This window comes from Pseudomonas sp. NFIX49 (assembly GCF_900115915.1).
GTDB classification, from domain to species: Bacteria; Pseudomonadota; Gammaproteobacteria; order Pseudomonadales; family Pseudomonadaceae; genus Aquipseudomonas; species Aquipseudomonas pharyngis.
Window position 1 is genome coordinate 260987 of sequence record NZ_FOYE01000009.1, and the last position, 15530, is coordinate 276516.

17 protein-coding genes are annotated in these 15530 nt (G+C 54.9%); 12 read left to right on the forward strand and 5 right to left on the reverse strand.

From position 1 onward, the window contains the following. Positions 1-12 precede the first annotated feature (12 nt). The 9 genes from BMZ46_RS29465 (at position 13) to BMZ46_RS25135 (ending at position 5883) form a co-directional block, all read left to right on the forward strand. Positions 13-1158, forward strand: coding sequence for a hypothetical protein (locus tag BMZ46_RS29465; RefSeq protein WP_074688644.1), 1146 nt, complete (start codon positions 13-15; stop codon positions 1156-1158). Between the two features lie 191 nt (positions 1159-1349). Further along, the gene (locus tag BMZ46_RS29210; RefSeq protein WP_139203592.1) at positions 1350-1691 is read left to right on the forward strand and encodes a hypothetical protein; all 342 of its coding nucleotides are present in this window, start codon (positions 1350-1352) and stop codon (positions 1689-1691) included. A 208-nt stretch (positions 1692-1899) separates the two neighbouring features. Then, positions 1900-2139: a DUF7660 family protein gene (locus tag BMZ46_RS25115; protein ID WP_207273881.1), complete on the forward strand. Its 240-nt coding sequence runs from the start codon at positions 1900-1902 to the stop codon at positions 2137-2139. Positions 2140-2360: 221 nt separating this feature from the next. After that, on the forward strand, positions 2361-2627 hold the full coding sequence (locus BMZ46_RS29215; RefSeq protein WP_134333931.1) for a hypothetical protein: 267 nt from the start codon (positions 2361-2363) through the stop codon (positions 2625-2627). A 372-nt stretch (positions 2628-2999) separates the two neighbouring features. Continuing rightward, positions 3000-3533 carry a hypothetical protein gene (locus tag BMZ46_RS29220; RefSeq protein ID WP_134333932.1) on the forward strand — a complete coding sequence of 178 codons (534 nt, stop codon included), beginning with the start codon at positions 3000-3002 and terminating at the stop codon, positions 3531-3533. 117 nt (positions 3534-3650) lie between these two features. Then, positions 3651-4112, forward strand: coding sequence for an SMI1/KNR4 family protein (locus tag BMZ46_RS25120; RefSeq protein ID WP_081353100.1), 462 nt, complete (start codon positions 3651-3653; stop codon positions 4110-4112). Positions 4113-4173: 61 nt separating this feature from the next. Continuing rightward, positions 4174-5043: a hypothetical protein gene (locus BMZ46_RS25125; protein ID WP_074688640.1), complete on the forward strand. Its 870-nt coding sequence runs from the start codon at positions 4174-4176 to the stop codon at positions 5041-5043. Next, positions 5044-5322, forward strand: a complete 279-nt coding sequence (locus BMZ46_RS25130) for a hypothetical protein (protein WP_074688638.1) — start codon at positions 5044-5046, stop codon at positions 5320-5322. It abuts the gene before it with no gap. Between the two features lie 84 nt (positions 5323-5406). Beyond that, positions 5407-5883, forward strand: coding sequence for a hypothetical protein (locus tag BMZ46_RS25135; RefSeq protein ID WP_239065517.1), 477 nt, complete (start codon positions 5407-5409; stop codon positions 5881-5883). 59 nt (positions 5884-5942) lie between these two features. Here the strand turns inward: BMZ46_RS25135 and BMZ46_RS25140 are convergent, their stop codons facing one another. Continuing rightward, positions 5943-6986: an LLM class flavin-dependent oxidoreductase gene (locus BMZ46_RS25140; RefSeq protein WP_074688636.1), complete on the reverse strand. Its 1044-nt coding sequence runs from the start codon at positions 6984-6986 to the stop codon at positions 5943-5945. A gap of 67 nt (positions 6987-7053) precedes the next feature. Continuing rightward, positions 7054-7539, reverse strand: a complete 486-nt coding sequence (locus BMZ46_RS25145) for a flavin reductase family protein (RefSeq protein ID WP_039766925.1) — start codon at positions 7537-7539, stop codon at positions 7054-7056. 325 nt (positions 7540-7864) lie between these two features. Between BMZ46_RS25145 and BMZ46_RS25150 the strand changes: the two genes are divergently transcribed. Beyond that, entirely contained in the window at positions 7865-9271 is a 1407-nt protein-coding gene (locus BMZ46_RS25150; protein WP_074688634.1) for a purine-cytosine permease family protein, read from the forward strand. Between the two features lie 252 nt (positions 9272-9523). Continuing rightward, positions 9524-10624 (forward strand): polyamine ABC transporter substrate-binding protein, encoded by a 1101-nt coding sequence (locus tag BMZ46_RS25155; RefSeq protein WP_074688632.1) that lies wholly within the window; start codon positions 9524-9526, stop codon positions 10622-10624. 42 nt (positions 10625-10666) lie between these two features. Here BMZ46_RS25155 and BMZ46_RS25160 read toward each other — a convergent pair whose 3' ends face one another. Continuing rightward, positions 10667-11644: a TerC family protein gene (locus BMZ46_RS25160; protein WP_074688630.1), complete on the reverse strand. Its 978-nt coding sequence runs from the start codon at positions 11642-11644 to the stop codon at positions 10667-10669. A 193-nt stretch (positions 11645-11837) separates the two neighbouring features. Between BMZ46_RS25160 and BMZ46_RS25165 the strand changes: the two genes are divergently transcribed. Further along, on the forward strand, positions 11838-12788 hold the full coding sequence (locus BMZ46_RS25165) for a Dyp-type peroxidase (RefSeq protein ID WP_039766920.1): 951 nt from the start codon (positions 11838-11840) through the stop codon (positions 12786-12788). Between the two features lie 37 nt (positions 12789-12825). Here the strand turns inward: BMZ46_RS25165 and BMZ46_RS25170 are convergent, their stop codons facing one another. Both BMZ46_RS25170 and BMZ46_RS25175 read right to left on the reverse strand, forming a co-directional pair. Continuing rightward, positions 12826-14538, reverse strand: coding sequence for an amidase (locus BMZ46_RS25170; RefSeq protein ID WP_074688628.1), 1713 nt, complete (start codon positions 14536-14538; stop codon positions 12826-12828). A 138-nt stretch (positions 14539-14676) separates the two neighbouring features. Beyond that, positions 14677-15465, reverse strand: coding sequence for an AraC family transcriptional regulator (locus BMZ46_RS25175; protein ID WP_074688626.1), 789 nt, complete (start codon positions 15463-15465; stop codon positions 14677-14679). Positions 15466-15530 lie beyond the last annotated feature (65 nt).

The following is a 15530-nucleotide window of genomic DNA, read 5'->3' on the forward strand; positions in this document are numbered from 1 at the left end:
GCCTGGGTCGCGTTGATAGCTGACCAGTACAACCGTCAGCTCCATCTGAAAGAAACCGTAGCGCTGGAGAAGTTGCAGAAAGAGTCGCCGGATAAAGCATATGAGCTCAAAGCGGCTGCATGTGCGTTGGTTCATTGCAGTGAGTCAATACCAACGGGTGATCCGAATTATCAGGAGTTCAAGGATCTAGAAACCGCCGGCAAAGGCTTCAAGGGGGCGCAAGACGCTCTGCTCGCATCAGGGGCGTTTGACGAGTACTCAAAGTGGGACCAGGCCAACGATGCACTCGGGCGTAATGAAGAAAGCGCTCAGCGCTCAATTGCTGCGCGACAAGCGATCTTTGGCGCTGTGGGTGCTGTAACCGGTTACGGGGGCGCGGTAGCCTTAAGCCCGGCCTGTGTGAGTGTGGTTGGTTGCACGCTGCCAGCAATGTCCGCATTGGGGGGGGCCGTTTCCTTCAGGGATGGCTGGGAAGCCACTGGCCGACTGTTTGCACCTTACGAATACACGCAGGGCGACAGAGTAAGTGCGTCCTTCAGCAGTGATACATATCCCGGTGATGTAAATCCGCTTCGTGATTACGGCACGGAGGCTGCGAAAGCTGCGCTGGAAATGGCGTTGTTGAAGGGGGCAGCGAAGTATCTGGAGAGGACCGGGTCTTCGGTACTGGTTTCGGGGGGAAATGGACTGAAACCGAAGACTGGGGATAATCTGGCCGAGCCACTTGAAGCTGAGCAACTGGGTAGCGGGGCTAAGGGGACTGGTGCATTCCTCGAAGGTGTTAATGGCGGAACAGGCCTTGGTAAACTGACGGAGCGAAAAGTAAATGTTTCTGATAGAGGCTTATATATAGTAGAGAGCCATTTGGAAAAGTTTGGGGTTGTACCAGAGAATGAATTGATGGTTAATAGGCTGCGGGCAGCGCTAGCTGAAGGGCGACCAATAGAAGGTGCAGATGCGAGCTTCTATATTCATGAGTTGTCTGAATATACCATGATGAATAAGGGCTTGGACTATAGTTCTGCGCACCAAGGGGCACTTGGTAAATACCAGGTTTCACCATACAGTGTTTATCACCCAGATGTTATCAATGCTATTAACGCTGCTGAGCCTGGGTCTTTCAATCCTAATTGGTTAAAGTTTTGGGGGCAGCAATGATTGTTAGTGGTGGTTTTGGGCGACTGGGTAAATTTCGGTTTTGGTGCGATGAGCCTCATGTTTCTGATTGTAGATGGTTCAGAGCTCATAAGTCTGATTTCGCTGGTGTAAATGACCGGGCTGAACTGGCTGGAGTGCGAAGCATAGTGCTTGAAGCAATGGAGCCTAGAGGTGCCAGGACCTTGTACGCGATGCTTGGATTGCATTACCTAGCGGAAACTGGAGAGTTTAGAGTAAACGTTGTTAACCACTCACCGAATTCTGCAGTCTATGAGGGCTCTCTTATAGATGATTTTGAGGTGGCGCATTTTGGTTTGCCAGCAAATTATGCAGCCGCATCCGTTGCTGGCATGAAACGCGGGCTAGCTGATACCGTTGGTGCTGATGGAGGTCGGGTAGATATTTGTTGTGCGGCATATGGAAGTGTTTCTTCAAGTGAACCTTTTTTTGAAAAGCTAGGCTTTACCTTGGCTCACCTTTTACGGTTGTCATGTGATGATATTTCAGAGGGTTTGATTGGTTCTTATCTTTAATTTTTTTTATTAATTTATAACTAATTAATAAAAATAGAAAAAAGGAACAAAAGAAAGGGGGTGGATTTATTTGATTTATCTTTTGATTTAATAAATCTGTCCCCTTTTGTTTTCAAGGAAATTGGAAGGAAGATGACTACACCAAACAACGGCTCTATAATTTGTGTTCGTGGGGTTTGTAAATAGGTGACTTGTGGATTTAGATAAAATGATTGAGAATATTAAAACAAGAGAGGAGTTTGCAGATTTTATTTGTGGGCTTAAGGAAGACTTGGAGTTGAATTCAGGCGAGTGGGAAAACCCTACGCTGGAAAGGTTTTTGGATGCAATGGAAGCTTGGATTCGAGCAATGAATTTATATGCAATGAACTCTGGAGATGAGGAAGCCTTCACCCCTAGTTGGCAGACATTTGCAAAAATATTGTTTGCATCCAAGATTTACGAATAGTATTAGCGTTTTAATTGGTTCGTTGGTGCAGAAGTAAGCAGTTTTATACCTACATCAGGCGATCTTGACTTCAACGGATCAATTCCAATAAAAAGCCAAAAATAAAAAAAGGCAATAAAAAAAGGAATAAAAAAAGTAAAAAAAGGGGACAGATTTATTTAATTGTAAATCTGTCCCCTTTTTTGTCCATGGAGCCTAGAGGGGCCAGGACCTTGTACGCGATGCTTGGATTGCATTACCTAGCGGCAGCTGGAGAATTTAGAGTAAACGTTGTTAACCACTCACCGAATTCTGCAGTCTATGAAGGCTCTCTTATAGATGATTTTGAGGTAGCGCATTTTGGTTTGCCAGCAAATTATGCAGCCGCATCCGTTGCTGGCATGAAATGCGGGCTAGCTGATACCGTTAGTGCTGATGGAGGTCGGGTAGATATTTGTTGTGCGGCATATGGAAGTGTTTCTTCAAGTGAACCCTTTTTTGAAAGCTAGGCTCTACCTTGTCTCACCTTTTACGGTTGTTATGTGATGATATTTCAGAGGGTTTGATTGGTTCTTATTTTTGATTTTTTGGTTATCATTTATAGCTAAGTAAGAAGAAAAGGAAAAAAAGGAGGGCGGATTCATTTGATTTAATAAATCTGTCCCCTTTTTTTACCGAGTTTAAAACGGGAAGTTTGTACAAGGTTGAATTTACCGTGAAGCCGGGAGTGGGGTTCGCGAGGGAGCTGCAGGTGATATGTGGGACGCAGATCAAAAAGTTAGACTTTCAGGTGGTGCGCATCAAGTTAATTTCATGGATAAAACTCCTCGGACAAATCCTGAATTATATGATGTTGATGTTGATAGCTTGAGGTTATTGAAATGAATGATCTTGTTTTCTGTGTTCGGAATGAGATAGTCCATGCTGATGGAACAGTTTTTGAAGAGTTCTACGACTGGCAGGGATGCAAGACTGATTTTGAAGTTGAAATGAAACACCTTAAGTATGTAAAGGTTAGTCCAGTGGTAGATATGGTGACTTTTATAGTCGTTGAGGATGGTGAAGAGGTCCCATTCCTTGCTGCTGGTATTCCCTACATACTCCCTGATAGAACAGGAGTGTTGGTGGTGTTTGAGCAAAAACCTAACAAATTCAAATGCTCCAAGGCTCCATGGTTTTTTGGGTACCCAAACAATGCCGCGATTTATAATGCTGATGGTTCATTACGTTATCAGTTACGCAATTCGTACGGTGAAGGTAGTTATGTTGGTGCAATCCATTCAGGTGCGATGCCCGATCATCCTGAAACGTTAGGTGTTTTGATCGGTACGGTTGGTCATGAGCCAGAATGGCTTTATTTGGTTGATCCCGCTGGTCCAGCGTTAATACCTACAGGAAAGTGGATTCGTTATTAGGTCGGAGAGAAAAAAGAGAAAGAGAAAAGGGGGGCTGATTTATTTAGAGAAAAGGAGACGGATTTATTATATTTAATAAGTCTGTCCCCTTTTGTTTGGAAAAACAGGAAGGCCAAGATGAAGAGCGTTCGGGATATTTTTCACGGGTTAGTGCTGCGAGGAGTGATTTCAGAGCATAATCTTGTTGGTTGCTCCGAAGTGGATATTGCATCAGTTGAGCAACATTTTGGTTGTGAAATTCCGTTGGCATATCGTGATTTTTTGACGATTGCGGGACGTTCGGCTGGTAAGATTTTTTCTGGTGTAGATATATTTTATCCAAGATTACTTGACCTGGAGTTTGAAGCGGAAGAGTTGCTTGATGAGTTAAATCTCTCTGGTTTTTTGCCTGCGGATGCTAAGGTGTTCTGCATGCATCAAGGATATGAAATTAATTATTTCCTACCCGTCTCTGATGATCCGCCAGTATTTCAATTTTTTGAAGGGGAAAGTTCGAGCATTAAAGCTTGGAATAGCTTTTCAGACTTTTTAATGGCATCAATGGAAAGCCATCTTGCACAATGGCCGGACTTGAATTGACTCGGCCAAAATTGGATAGAAAAGGGGACAGATTCATTTAATTTAATAAATCTGTCCCCTTTTGTTCGCAAAGTTTGCTACGCAGTTCAACCGTCAACTACACAAGGAAGATAAGGACCTTGCTGCACAATTGGCCGCGCGGAGTGGTGGAAAGTACACGGTTGAGCAAATTGAAGCTCAACTGAGATTGTCTTCTGTCAATGGTACGAATATCACACCCGCAACAGACATAGTCGTGCCGAGTGGCGGAATCTACGATACCGGTGGTAATTGGATAGACTTGGGCAACGGGATGTTTCTGCAGAACTTTGCACCTGCTGACAGGGACATTATTGCCTTTATCAAAGAAAATACCGGCGCGTACGGTTGGACGCTAACGGCCCAAACCGGATTCGGCTCTCTGAATGACAAGCATGATTGGTCGAAGACGCCTGACGGACCGGGTAAAAGAGATCCATTGACAGGTTATCCCATGGATGACAAAGGCGGGTACAGAGTACCTGTTGTCATCGATGGCAACACCTACACCCCGCGCTATCATTCTTGTGCAAGCACGGATTGTCTTGCAGCGGGGGCCAACATCGACTTTGGTGATACGGCAACCCTTCAATGGATACGCGCCGCCAATATCGAAGCATTGAGCAATGCCGGATGGTTCATGGGCGCTGCATCAGTCCCGGCTGCAGGTTTGACAGCCACTCTGCTGTCCAACGGATCAACGCTGGCAGGGTTGTTATCTGGCTATTTGAAGGGGCCTGAGGATTTTAACAAGGCGTTGACGAGCACAGCGCTAAGTGCCGGTTTCGAAAAATTTGTTGTCGCCAGTGGTTTCTCGAAGGAGGTAGCCAGCAAGGCTTCGAATACTCTCGGCATGGCCAATACCTGGGATAAGCTTGCGGACAGAACGCTGGATTTTTTTAAGGACAAGTAAATGTTGGGAGAGCTCAAACGGTACAAACATGTAATTGGTCTGACATTACTGGTGGTCGCATTAGTCGCTGGCTTTATACGGTTCAACGGGGACCGGGAGCGTTTCTTTGCGATGGTCTTGGGACAGATATGGTTTGGTCAAGCGGTCTACAATTACTTGCGCGATGGATGGGTCACGATTGGGCCGGGAGGAATGGGCCCTGAAGATGATCCAATGCACCGAGCGGTGCTGGCGGGAGTAGCGATGTTTTTGTACATGCTTGTGTTTTTTCTCTTCTGAATACAAAACGTAAATAGGGCAGACCACGTTCAGAGATATTTCGATACGTGGTGTGTCCCGGTTTGTGCGCAAAGGATCCAGGATTTGAGTGAAGTAAAAAAATACCCGCGTCTGAAAGTGTTCCTGGCCTTTCTTCTCTGCCCACTGGTTCCAGGGTTTATCGCAAGCATCATCAAGACCCTTGCAACGATCTTCCATCTGGCCATGAACCCACGGCTGATGGGAGAGGTCGTGGGAGGGGAGTTGATGTTGATGCCGTTCCTCGGCCCCTTGCTCGCCGAAGTGGTATTTCTTGTACCGTTTTTGCTGTTCGCGATGGTGATTGCACTGATGAAGGTCAAACGGACGGGTCGATCCTGTTCAGTGATTGCTCTGTCGGGTGCCGCGTTGGCCACTTTATGGGTGACGCCGTTTGTTCTGGCCGTTGTATCGGATGTAAAGAGAGCGACCTTTTCGGATGAGATGTTCGCAATGGTCGTGCTGTTCGTCACGGCAATGGCGACATGCTGGCTGACAGCGCGCTTCTTTCTGCCTGATCCAACAGAGCCATCGTTGCCTTGACGCCCCAAATGAAAACGCCCCGAACATCTCGGGGCGTTTTCGTATTCCGGGCAGCAGGCCTATCTGAACGCCGGCACCACATGCTTGATAAACAACTCCAGCGACTTCTTCTTCTCCGCATGCGGCAAGCTGTTGTCGCACCAGAAACTGAACTCATCCACGCCCAGTTCCTGGTAGTACTTGATTCGCGGAATGATCTCTCCCGGCGTGCCGATCATGGCCGTCTCGTGCAGGCTCTCCAACTCAAACTCCGGACGCCCGGCAAATTTCTCTTCCGGGCTCGGGGCGAGGAAACCATTAACCGGCACTTCCTTGTTGCCGAACCACGCATCAAACGTACGATAGAAACGTGAGATGGCTTTCGCGCCGACCTTCCAGCCTTCCGGGTCATCCACTGAATGCACGTGGGTATGACGCAGCACCATCAATTGCGGACGCGGCACATCCGGGTTGTTGTCCAGCGCAGTCTGGAACTTGTTCTTCAGATCGAGAACTTCTTCGTCGCCCTTCATCAACGGCGTGACCATCACGTTGCAGCCGTTGGCCACGGCGAAGTTGTGCGAGTCCGGGTCGCGGGCGGCGATCCACATCGGCGGGTTGGGCTTCTGGATCGGTTTCGGCACGCTGGTGGAGGTAGGGAATTTCCATATCTCGCCGTTGTGGGCGTAGTCGCCTTGCCACAGCGCGCGGACTACCGGGACCATTTCCCGCAGTGCCTGTCCACCGCTGGAGGCGGGCATGCCGCCGGCCATGCGGTCGAATTCCACCTGATAGGCGCCTCTCGCCAGGCCGACTTCCATCCGGCCGTTGCTGATCACATCGAGCAGCGCGCATTCACCGGCGACCCGCAGCGGATGCCAGAACGGCGCGATGATGGTGCCGGCGCCCAGGTGAATGGTGGTGGTCTTGGCCGCGAGGTAGGCCAGCAACGGCATCGGGCTCGGCGAGATGGTGTATTCCATCGCGTGGTGTTCGCCGATCCACACGGTGCTGAAACCACCGGCCTCGGCCATCAACGTCAGTTCGGTCAGGTCTTCGAACAGTTGACGGTGGCTGACGCTTTCGTCCCAGCGCTCCATGTGTACGAACAGGGAAAATTTCATGACGCTACCTCGAATCTCTTGTGGTCGGCCGGTCGCTTGCCGGCCTGTTTAAGTGCAATCGTGCGGATCAGGCGAAGGCGGGCAGGGCGCCCATCTTGCCGTGGCAATACACCAGCGGGCCGGCGTCCTGCTGAGGGACGATGAGGTTTTTCACCGCGCCGACCATGATCGCGTGGTCGCCGCCTTCGTATTCGCGCCACAGCTCACATTCGATGATAGCTGTCGCATTGGCCAGGATCGGGTTGCCCAGTTCGCTCAGCGTCCACTGGATGCCCTGCGCCTTGTCCTTGCCTTTGCGGGCGAAGGCATAGGCTTCGCTCTGCTGGCCGCCGGACAGGACGTGAATGGCAAAGCGTTTGTTCTTGATCAGGACAGGGTAGGAATCGGAACTGTAGTTGGGGCAGAACAGCACCAGGGCCGGATCCATCGACAGCGAACTGAAAGCGCTGGCGGTCAGGCCGACGATCTGGCCGTCGTCATCCAGGGTGGTGATGACGGTAACGCCGGACGGGAACGAGCCCATGACTTGTTTGTAGACGGCAGCATCGATCATTGGTCAATCCTCGAGTGCGGTGAAGCGTGTTTTTATGTGTTTATGGGTCTGATGGTATACCGTAATACATCGATTGCAAGCGCTTTTTTGGTGAAACGATAAACGTGGTTCATCCGTCGGAAACTCAGCATTTACGGGGCTTTGCTCTAGCCGTGAACGCTGGCTATCAGGGAGGATGCCGGATCAGATGCCGTCGTAAACAGCGGATCAGTCTTGTGAAAATGTTGGAATACCATAATATGGTCTGCATCTGAGGGGCGACCACAAAGCACCCCCGGTTTGGCTTCATACAACGATAAGAACAGACCCAATCGAGTTCATTTTTATGTCCCAGATGTCCCGGCAAGATCCGTTGATCGAGAATCACACGGTCGACTACGTCCCACTCGCGGAACGCCACGGGAAGGCCCGCGATCTTTTCACCCTATGGTTCAGCACCAACATTGCGCCACTGCCCATCGTCACCGGCGCCATGGTGGTTCAGGTGTTTCATCTCGACCTGTTCTGGGGGCTGCTGGCCATTGCGCTGGGGCACATGATCGGCGGGGTGGTGATCGCCCTGGCGTCGGCGCAAGGCCCGCGCATGGGCATTCCGCAGATGGTCCAGAGTCGGGGTCAGTTCGGGCGTTACGGCGCGCTGTTGATCGTGTTCTTCGCGGCGATCATCTATATTGGCTTCTTCATTTCCAACATCGTGCTGGCCGGCAAGTCCATCGTCGGCATCGCGCCGTCGGTGCCGGCGCCGTTGAGCATTCTGATCGGCGCCCTCAGCGCCACGACCATCGGCGTGATGGGCTACAACTTCATTCACACGCTCAACCGCATCGGCACCTGGGTGATGGGCAGCGCGCTGCTCGCCGGTTTCATCTACATCTTTGCCCATGAGTTGCCGGCGGACTTCTTTACCCGTGGCAGCTTCAACCTGTCCGGATGGCTGGCGACGGTGTCGCTGGGGATCATCTGGCAGATCAGCTTTTCGCCGTACGTCTCCGACTATTCCCGTTACCTGCCGGCGGACATCGGGATCGGCAAACCGTTTATCGCGACTTATCTGGGCGCCACGCTGGGCACGATTCTGTCGTTCACCTTCGGCGCGGTCGCGGTGTTGGCGACCCCGGATGGCACCGAAGCGATGGCGGCGGTCAAGCAGTCGACCGGTTGGCTGGGGCCGATTCTGATGGTGCTGTTTCTGCTCAACATCATCAGCCACAACGCGCTGAATCTGTATGGTGCGGTGCTGTCGATCATCACCTCGATCCAGACCTTTGCCAGCCAATGGACGCCGAGCATCAAAGTGCGAGTGATCTTGTCGAGCGTGGTGCTGGCGGGCTGCTGCGTGGTGGCGCTGGGCGCGTCGGCGGATTTCATTTCCGAATTCATCGGTTTGATTCTGGCGCTGCTGCTTGTGCTGGTGCCGTGGGCGTCGATCAACCTGATCGACTTCTACCTGATCAAGCGCGGCAGCTATGACATCGCTTCGATCTTCCGCGCCGACGGGGGCATTTATGGGCGCTTCAACCTGCACGCGATCATTGCCTACTTCATCGGCATCATCGTGCAGCTGCCGTTCGCCAACACATCGTTGTATGTCGGGCCGTACGCCAATCTCGTGGAAGGTGCTGACTTGTCGTGGCTGGTCGGCCTGATCGTGACGTGCCCGCTGTATTACTGCCTCGCGACCCGTGGCCAGACTCAGCAGAGCAGGGCGGCGCGGTTGGGTTTTACCGACTGAGCGTTCGCAAGCTGTTCAAACAATGCCCGGCACTTCGCCGGGCATTGTTGTTTCCGCATCCCGGCGGTCACGCAAATTGGCCATTTCGATCCCCTTTTGGCCAACCGGCTACTGTGCTGCGTCTACGCTGTCAGGAAGAATCGAAGCCACAACTAGATGCTGCACCTTCCTTGCCCTTGGCTGATTTGCAAGCCGCTGCCGTGTACAGAACATAAAAACCATCGACTCACGCTGCATTCGGGGAAACACAACATGGTCACGATGAAACGCATTCTGGGCGCTACTGTTTGCGGGCTGACGCTGCTGGCTAGCGCCGTACAGGCCGAACAGCGCGAACTGCGGGTGTACAACTGGGCGGATTACATCCTGCCGTCGGTGCCCAAGGATTTCGCCGCCAAAAGCAACATCAAAGTGACCTGGGACACCTTCGACACCAACGAATCCCTCGAAGCCAAGCTGCTGACCGGTAACTCCGGCTATGACCTGGTGGTGCCGTCGAACCAGTTCCTCGATACCCAGATCAAGGCTGGCGTGTTCCAGAAGCTCGACAAGTCCAAGCTACCGAACTGGAGCCACCAGGACCCGGCGCTGCTCAAGTTGCTCGACGCCAACGATCCCGGCAATCAGTACGGCGTGCCCTACATGGTCGGCACGGTGCTGATCGGCTTCAACCCTGCCAAGGTCAAGGCTGCTCTCGGCGAGAATGCGCCGGTGGACAGCTGGGATCTGGTGTTCAAGCCGGAGAACATGGAAAAGCTGAAATCCTGCGGCGTGGCGATGCTCGATTCGCCGTCGGAAATCCTGCCGCTGGCTCTGCACTACCTGGGCCTGGACCCGAACAGCCAGAACCCGGCCGACTATGAGAAAGCCAAGGACCTGATGCTCAAGGTTCGCCCTTACGTCACCTACTTCAACTCGGCCAAGTACATGACCGACATCGCCAACGGCGATATCTGCGTGGCCATCGGTTACTCCGGCAGCTTCTACCAGTTCGGCAACCGCGCCAAAGAGGCGGGCAACGGCGTGGTGGTTGACTGGCGCCTCCCGAAGGAAGGCGCGCCGATCTGGTTCGACACCTTCGCCATTCCGAAGAGCGCGAAGAACGTCGAAGAGGCCCACGAGTTCCTCAACACCTTGCTCGATCCGAAAGTCATCGCTTCGATCAGCGACTTCCTCGGCTACCCGAATGCCAACAAGGATTCGCTGCCGCTGATCAACAAGGAAATTACCGGCAACCCGAACCTGACGCCGACCAGCGAAGCGCTGAAGAAACTGTACGTGGTGCAACCGTTGCCGCAGAAACTGGAGCGGGTGCGGACCCGAGTGTGGACCAGCATCAAGTCCGACAAATAGTCCCAAAACCGGGGGAGCGAACCACGTTTGCTCCCCCGACTGTTATTTCGCCTGACTTTCTTCGGGCGACTTGTCCTTCGTCAGCATCAGACTCAGCACCACCGACGCCAGAATCAGCCCGCCAACAATCGCCAGCGACCACTCCACCGGCATGTGAAACCATGGCATCGCCGTCATCTTCCCGCCGATGAACACCAGCACCAGCGCCAGTCCGTACTTGAGCAGATGAAAGCGGTCAGCCATGTCTGCCAGCAAAAAGTACAGCGCCCGCAGGCCCATGATCGCGAAGATGTTTGAGGTGAAAATGATGAACGGGTCGGTGGTCACCGCGAAAATCGCCGGGATGCTGTCGACCGCAAACATCAGGTCGCTGGCCTCGATCAGCACCAGCACCAGAAACATCGGCGTGGCCCAGCGCACACCGTTCTGCAGCACAAAAAAGCGCTCGCCGTGAAAGCCGTTGGTGATTCGCAGATGCCCGCGCACCCAGCGCAGGAGCGGGTTGTTATCGAGGTCCGGTTGCTGCTCGGCGAACACCAGCATCTTGATCCCGGTGATGATCAGGAACACGCCGAACACATACAGCAGCCACGTGAACTGCGACACCAGCCATACGCCGGCAAAGATCATCGCCGCGCGCATCACGATTGCCCCGAGCACGCCGTATAGCAGCACCCGGCGCTGCAACTCCGGCGGCACGGCGAAGTAGCTGAAGATCATCACAAAGACGAACATGTTGTCGATCGACAGCGACTGCTCGATCAGGTAACCGGTGAGGAATTCCAGGGTCTTGACTTTGGCGATTTCGGGGCCGAATTCGCCGTTCAGATACCACCAGAGCAATCCGGCGAAGGCCATCGCCAGCATGCACCAGGCGAACACCCAGGATGAGGCTTCACGTACCGAGACCCGATGCGCCTTGCGCCCACCGAAGACGAACAGGTCGACGGCCAGCATGGCGAGGACAAAAACGATGAAGGCGACCCACATCCAGGGTTCGCCGATGTTGATGGGGTGCATGCCGTTCTCCCTGTCTTTATGTTTTTCGGGGTAGACGGGGCCATGCTAGTAGGAGCTTTCCGACAAAGAAAAATCGTTTATTTCGTGGGTATTGTTCGTTATTAACGAAGTGTCTGCCTTGGCAACGGGGTGACGGAAGGTATTTCAGTCAGTGCTTCTTTGCTAACCTCCCTTCGAGTTAGTCCATCATCCCTTGGGAGTCACGATCATCGAAACGCCAGATCCTCAAGCCGTCTGCAGCCCGATCACCAGCGCTGCCATCTTCATCGTGGCGACCCTCAACGCCGAGGCCGAGGCCGCCGAAAAAGTCCGCGGCTGGTGCGCCGATGTCGCGGGGCTGACGCGCTCGGTCGGCAAGCGTGTCCCTTCGGGAAACCTGTCCTGTGTTTGCGGGTTCTCTTCCAACGCCTGGGATCGTCTGTTCGGCAGTCCACGCCCGGCGTCCTTGCACGACTTTCGCGAATTCGGTGTAGAAGGGCGGCGCGCCGTCTCCACGCCTGGCGATCTGTTGCTGCACATTCGTGCCGATCAGATGGACCTGTGTTTCGAGCTGGCAACGCAGTTGATGTCGGCGCTGGACGGCGCCGTGACGGTGACCGACGAAGTACAGGGTTTCCGCTATTTCGACATGCGCAGCATCATCGGTTTTGTCGACGGCACGGAAAATCCGGTCGGTCGCAAAGCCGAGCATTTCACCCTCGTGGGCGATGAAGATCAGCCGTTCAGTGGCGGCAGTTACGTGCTGGTGCAGAAGTACCTGCACAACATGAAGGCGTGGAACGAATTGTCGGTCGAAGCGCAGGAGCGGGTGATCGGGCGCACCAAACTGTCCGATATCGAACTGGACGAGACGGTCAAGCCGAGCAATTCCCACAGTGCGTTGACGACCATCACCAAGGACGGCGAAGAGGTGAAGATCCTGCGCGACAACATGCCGTTCGGCCGACCTGGCGCAGGCGAGTTCGGCACTTATTTCATTGGCTACGCGCGTTCGCCGGAGCCGCTGGAACAGATGCTGGAGAACATGTTTGTCGGCAAGCCGCCGGGCAACTACGACCGGTTGCTGGACTTCAGCACGGCGGTCACTGGCAGCCTTTTCTTTGTGCCTTCGGCGGATTTGCTGGAAGAACTGGCAGAACGATAAAAAAACGGCGGGATCAATCGATCCCGCCGTTTTGCATTTACTTGCCTGCCGCCAGTGCTGGCGTACGCGGCGGCACCAGACGCCTGGAACCGGTCGCTTCGAACGCCGCCGCCAGGCGCAACAGTGTCGAATCGTCATAGGCGCGACCGGCAAACGTCAGCCCCACCGGCATGCCGATGTCGGCCATCACGCCCATCGGCACGGTGACGGTCGGCACGCCGAGGTGGCGGATCGCGAGGTTGCCGTTGGCGACCCAGATACCGTTGCTCCAGGCGATGTCCGCCGAGGCTGGGTTGACGTCGGCGTCGGCCGGGCCCACGTCGGCGTTGGTGGGGAACAGCACGGCGTCGAGGCCGAGGCGATCCATCCAGTCTTCGAGGTCGAGCTTGCGGGTTTTCTCCAGGCCGCGCAGGCCGTCCGGCAGCGTCGGAATCTGATCCCACGGCGTGATACCGCGCTGGGCCATGCGCACGTATTCGTCCATGCCGGCAGCGAGGTCGCCTTCACGGTTGGGCAGGGTGCCAGGGTCGTGGGGGAAGATTTTCGGCCCGTCGACGTCTGCCAGTCGATTGAGTTTCGGGTCGCCGTTGGCGCGCAGGAAATCATCGAACGCCCAGGCCGACAGGTCCCACAGTTCGTGGTGCATGAACTCTTTGGAGACGATGCCGCGATTGAACACGGTCGGCGCGCCCGGACGATCGCCTTCGCAGTTGGAGACCAGCGGGAAATCCACTTCGATCACTTCGGCGCCGGCGGCTTCGAGGGCCTGACGGGCCTGTTTCCACAGATCGATCACCGAAGCGCGGGTGTTGATGCGTTGGCCGGTCGGGCCGCCGATACCCGGCGTTTCGCTGGTGCCGGCTTCAGGGTCGGCGTTGATGTACATGCGCGGCACGCCCAGGCGTTTGCCGGCCAGTGCATCGCTGTTCACTGCCAGATCGAGATAGGAAGCCGGGCGCACCGAGGCGACGCTCGGGATCGGCACCCACGGTTGCAGGCGCCACAGGTCGCCACGGGTGTCGGTGTCTTCGGCGACCACCACGTCGAGCACTTCCAGCAGGTCGGCCATGGTGCGGGCGTACGGCACTACCACGTCCATGGTCGGCGTCAGCGGCCAGTTGCCGCGTACCGAAATCACCCCGCGCGAAGGCGTGTAGGCGCACAGCCCGTTGTTCGAGGCAGGGCCACGACCGCTCGACCAGGTTTCTTCCGCCAGACCGAATGCCGAGAAGCTGGCAGCGGTGGCAGTGCCGGCACCGTTCGATGATCCCGAAGCAAACGGCGCGGTCAGGTAATCAGCGTTGTACGGGCTTTCGGCGCGGCCATAGACCCCGCGCTGCATCCCGCCATTGGCCATCGGCGGCATGTTGGTCTTGCCCAGGCAGATCGCACCGCCCGCACGCAGGCGCTCGATGGTGAACGCATCGCGCTGTGCCACCAGATCGGCGAAGGCCGGGCTGCCGGACGCGGCGGTCAGGCCTTTGACCAGATAGCTGTCCTTGGCGGTGTACGGGATGCCGTCCAGCGGACCGAGGGTTTCGCCCTTGGCACGACGGGCGTCCGAGGCTTGCGCTTCTTTCAGTGCGTCGGGGTTACGCACGATCACCGCGTTCAGCGCAGTGGCGGTTTCAGGGCCATCATAGGCGTCGATGCGCGCCAGATAGGCCTGCACCAATTCAACCGCCGTGGTCTGGCCGGACTCGAGCGCCGCGCGCAATTGGGCAATGGAAACTTCAGTGACTTCGATCATGCTGTTACCGCCGACAGGTTCGCTAAAGGGTGGTTGATCATTGTTATCGTCGAAAGATGTCAAAGGTTCTTGATGGGCGAAACTCTACCCTGAAATTTGCCCAATGGCATGTATAAAGTCGATAAATATCGGTTAATTTCATCGGAAAAACTCTCCCGGCGTCTCGCCGAACTGTTGGCGAAACGCCGCGATAAACGCCGATGTCGAGTCATAACCACAGGCCAAAGCCACGTCGGTGACGCGTTCGCCGCGTTCCAGCGGTGTCAGCGCACCCAGCAGGCGCAGGCGCTGGCGCCAGGTGCGGAAGGTCAAACCGGTATCGCGCAGGAACAGCCGAGTCAGAGTTTTCTCGGTAACGCCGAACTTTTCGCTCCAGTGCGCCAGGGTGGTCTGCTGTTCCGGATGTTGCTCCAGACTCTGATAGATCTGGCGCAAGCGACTGTCCTGCGGCAGTGGCAGCATCAGATCGATGGGCGGCGCATCGGCCAGTTGATCGAGGATCACCTGGGCCAGACGCCCGTGCGGGCCGCTCTGGTCATATTCGACAGGAATCTGACTGAAGGCCCGAATCAGCTCACGCAAAAGATCACTGACCCCGAGCACATGACAACGCTCCGGTGCCCAGCTGGCGACGCTGCAATCGATGTACAGGCTGCGCATTTCCGTGTGCGGCGAACTGAAAACCCGATGCGGTACGCCCGCCGGAATCCACACCGCCCGCTCCGGCGGCGCAACGAAACGACCGACGGCAGTCTGTACCTCGAGCACGCCCTGGATTGCGTAGGACAACTGCACCCACGGATGACTGTGACGGCGAGTCAACGCGCGATTGGGCAGCGATTCGGTGCGCCCATAGAGCGGACGCGGCAGGCTGGGCAGCCCGGGAATGCTGCGTCTGACGCTCTTTTCGTGTCCTTTTGGCGGCATCTGTGGGTTCTTCGGCGTTAGTCGGTAATTTCCAGTCACGTTAGAGTCGCTTCCACGTACTGGCA

Excerpts from the sequence above, each read along its gene's own strand:
- BMZ46_RS29210 (WP_139203592.1), top strand. The coding sequence starts at position 1,350 with ATGCTTGGATTGCATTACCTAGCGGAAACTGGAGAGTTTAGAGTAAAC.
- BMZ46_RS25115 (WP_207273881.1), top strand. The coding sequence starts at position 1,900 with ATGATTGAGAATATTAAAACAAGAGAGGAGTTTGCAGATTTTATTTGT.
- BMZ46_RS29215 (WP_134333931.1), top strand. The coding sequence starts at position 2,361 with ATGCTTGGATTGCATTACCTAGCGGCAGCTGGAGAATTTAGAGTAAAC.
- BMZ46_RS29220 (WP_134333932.1), top strand. The coding sequence starts at position 3,000 with ATGAATGATCTTGTTTTCTGTGTTCGGAATGAGATAGTCCATGCTGAT.
- BMZ46_RS25120 (WP_081353100.1), top strand. The coding sequence starts at position 3,651 with ATGAAGAGCGTTCGGGATATTTTTCACGGGTTAGTGCTGCGAGGAGTG.
- BMZ46_RS25130 (WP_074688638.1), top strand. The coding sequence starts at position 5,044 with ATGTTGGGAGAGCTCAAACGGTACAAACATGTAATTGGTCTGACATTA.
- BMZ46_RS25140 (WP_074688636.1), bottom strand. The coding sequence starts at position 6,986 with ATGAAATTTTCCCTGTTCGTACACATGGAGCGCTGGGACGAAAGCGTC.
- BMZ46_RS25145 (WP_039766925.1), bottom strand. The coding sequence starts at position 7,539 with ATGATCGATGCTGCCGTCTACAAACAAGTCATGGGCTCGTTCCCGTCC.
- BMZ46_RS25150 (WP_074688634.1), top strand. The coding sequence starts at position 7,865 with ATGTCCCAGATGTCCCGGCAAGATCCGTTGATCGAGAATCACACGGTC.
- BMZ46_RS25155 (WP_074688632.1), top strand. The coding sequence starts at position 9,524 with ATGGTCACGATGAAACGCATTCTGGGCGCTACTGTTTGCGGGCTGACG.
- BMZ46_RS25160 (WP_074688630.1), bottom strand. The coding sequence starts at position 11,644 with ATGCACCCCATCAACATCGGCGAACCCTGGATGTGGGTCGCCTTCATC.
- BMZ46_RS25170 (WP_074688628.1), bottom strand. The coding sequence starts at position 14,538 with ATGATCGAAGTCACTGAAGTTTCCATTGCCCAATTGCGCGCGGCGCTC.
- BMZ46_RS25175 (WP_074688626.1), bottom strand. The coding sequence starts at position 15,465 with ATGCCGCCAAAAGGACACGAAAAGAGCGTCAGACGCAGCATTCCCGGG.